This window comes from Corallococcus sp. 4LFB (assembly GCF_046520365.1).
Taxonomy (GTDB): domain Bacteria; phylum Myxococcota; class Myxococcia; order Myxococcales; family Myxococcaceae; genus Corallococcus; species Corallococcus caeni.
Genome location: NZ_JBKGHJ010000759.1, coordinates 1 through 2,748, shown reverse-complemented (window position 1 = coordinate 2,748; position 2,748 = coordinate 1). Strand labels below are relative to the sequence as shown.

Here is a 2,748-nt window from a genome sequence, read left to right as displayed (position 1 = left end):
CGACGCGGCCCAGGGACTCCAGCTCGCCGTCGGGCAGCCACCGCGCCCGGTCGCCGGTGCGGTACATCCGCGCTCCGGCCTGGGACGCGAAGGGGTTCGGGACGAAGCGCTCGGCGGTGAGCTCCGGACGGCCCAGGTAGCCGCGGGCGACGCCCAGTCCGCCCACGTACAGCTCCCCCACCATGCCGGGGGCCACCGGCGCCAGGCGCGCGTCCAGCACGTACACCTGCGCGCCCGGCAGGGGACGGCCGATGCTCAGGCGCTCCGGCTGCACGGGACCGCTGAGGGTGGCGCAGATGGTGGCCTCGGTGGGGCCGTAGGCGTTGAGGAGCGTGCGGCCCTCGCTCCAGCGCCGCGCCACCTCCGGGGACAGCGCCTCGCCCGCGGAGATGACGGTCTGGAGCCCGGGCAGGTCGCGGGGCTCCAGCTGCGCGAGCACCGTGGGCGTGAGCGTCACCGCGGAGATGGCGCGATCCACCAGCAGGGCGCGCAGCGGCTCCACGGGCAGCAGGTCGTCCGCGTTCGCCAGCACCAGACAGGCCCCGGACAGCAGCGTGGCGAAGACCTCGCAGACGGAGGCATCGAAGCTGGCGTTGGCGAACTGCAACACCCGGCTGTCCTCGCGGTAGCCGTGCAGGCGGCCCGCGGCGGCGGCGGTGTTGCACAGGCCGCCGTGGGTCAACAGCGTCCCCTTGGGACGGCCGGTGGAGCCCGACGTGTAGATGACGTAGGCCAGCCGGGAGGCGTCCTCCCACGCGTCATCCAGGTTGCCTTCGGCCTCGCGCTCGATGCGGTCCGCATGCTCATCCACCTGCAGCACGTAGCCGCGCCGGTCGATGAGGTGCTCCAGCGCCGAGTGGGTGATGAGCACCGGGGCGCTCGCGTCCTCGGCGATGAAGGTCAGGCGTTCGGAGGGCAGCGCCGGATCCAGCGCGAGCCACGCGCCGCCCGCCTTGAGGGTGGCCAGCATGGCGACGACGAGGTCGACGGAGCGCTCCAGGAACAGGGCGACGCGCAGCTCCGGGCCCACGCCCAGCCGGCGCAGGTGGCGCGCGAGCTGGTTGGCGCGGACGTTGAGCTCCGCGTACGTCAGGCGCTCTTCACCGTGCTCCAGCGCGGGAGCGTCCGGCGCGCGGGCCACGCGGGCCTCGAAGAGGCGGTGGACCGGGGATGAGGCCCCGTCCATGGGCACAGCGGGGTTCCACTCCACCAGGACCTGGCGGCGCTCGGCGTCGGACAGCAGCGACAGGTCGCCCAGGCGGCCCTGGGGCCGCGACGCCACCGCCTCCAGCAGGATGCGCCAGTGTTCGAGCAGCCGCACCATGGCCTCGTGCGGGAAGCGGGGCGCGTCGTGGAACAGCAGCAGCCGCACCTGGGCCCCCGGGATGATGCCCAGGCCCAGCGGGTAGTTGGAGCGCTCGACGGAGTGGTGGTCGCGCACGTCCAGGCTGAGGGAGCGCTGCCGCAGGGATTCGTCGATGGGGTAGTTCTCCACGACGAGCAGCGAGTCGAAGAGCGGGGTGCCGCGCGGCAGGTCGCTCCAGGCCTGGACCTGGACGAGGGGGGAGAACTCGTACTGGCGCGCCTCCGCCACCTGCTCCTGGAGGGCCTTCAGCCAGGGCAGCAGCGCCGCGCCCGGGGCGGGCAGGCGCACGCGCAAGGGCAGCGTGTTGATGAACATGCCCACCATCGCCTCGGAGCCGGCCAGCTCTGGCGGGCGGCCGGAGAGGGTGGTGCCGAAGACGACGTCCTCTTCGCCGCTGTAGCTCGCGAGCACCAGGGCCCACGTCGCCAGGGCCACGGTGTTGAGGGTGAGCTGGTGCTGGCGCGCGAAGCCCTGGAGGGTGGCGCTGGCTTCGGGCGTGAGGTGCTTCTCCAGGAGCGGGTGGCTGGCGTGCGCGCCTGGCGCGGGCCCGGTGTGCGTGTCACCCGGCAGCGGCGTGGGGACGCGGAAGCCCGCCAGGTATCCGCGCCAGAAGGACTCGTCGCCGGACGTGTCGCGCTGCCGCAGCCAGCCCAGGTAGTCGCGGAAGGGGGGAGGCGTGGGCAGCGCGGGGGCCTGGCCCGAGCGGAACACGTCGTAGAGCGCGAACACCTCTCGCAGCACCAGGCCCAGGCTCCAGCCGTCCATCATCAGGTGGTGATGGCTGAAGAGCAGGCGCCAGACGGCGTCCTGGAGGCGGAAGGCCCGCAGGCGGAGGAGCGGAGCGCGCGTGAAGTCGAAGCCCGTGCGCCGCTCGTCGGAGATGACCTGCGCCAGGCGCGCTTCCTGTTCCGCCGGGGAGGCCGCGCGCCAGTCGAACGCCTCGAAGGTGTTGGGCACCTGGGCGTGGACGAGCTGCATGGGGGCATCCAGCTGCTTCCAGTGGAAGGAGGCGCGCAGCGCGGGGTGCCGCTGGAGGGTCGCGTGCCACGCGCGCGACAGGGCTTCCAGATCGAGCGCGGAGTGGACCGCCCAGGAGTTCTGCAGCAGGTAGACGTCCGACCCGGGAGACACCAGCGCATGGAAGAGCATGCCCTGCTGGGTGGGCGACAGCGGGTAGACGTCCTCGACGCGGCCCGGCGCCTGGCGCAGCAGCGTGTCCAGCGCCGGCTGGGAGAGCGGGGCGAGGGGGAAGTCACCGGGAGAGAAGCGGCGGGCGTCGTCGGAGTGGCGCTCGGCGACGAGGGCGCGCACGTGATGCTGGAAGCGCGAGGCCAGCGTCGCGATGGTGGACTCGTGGTGACGGTGCGCGCTGTAGCCGAAGG

1 protein-coding gene is annotated in these 2,748 nt (G+C 73.3%); it reads right to left on the bottom strand.

The window, feature by feature from the left end:
• Positions 1-2,748: amino acid adenylation domain-containing protein (locus ACLEQD_RS40740; RefSeq protein ID WP_410391310.1), on the bottom strand; the 2,748-nt coding region annotated here is incomplete at both ends.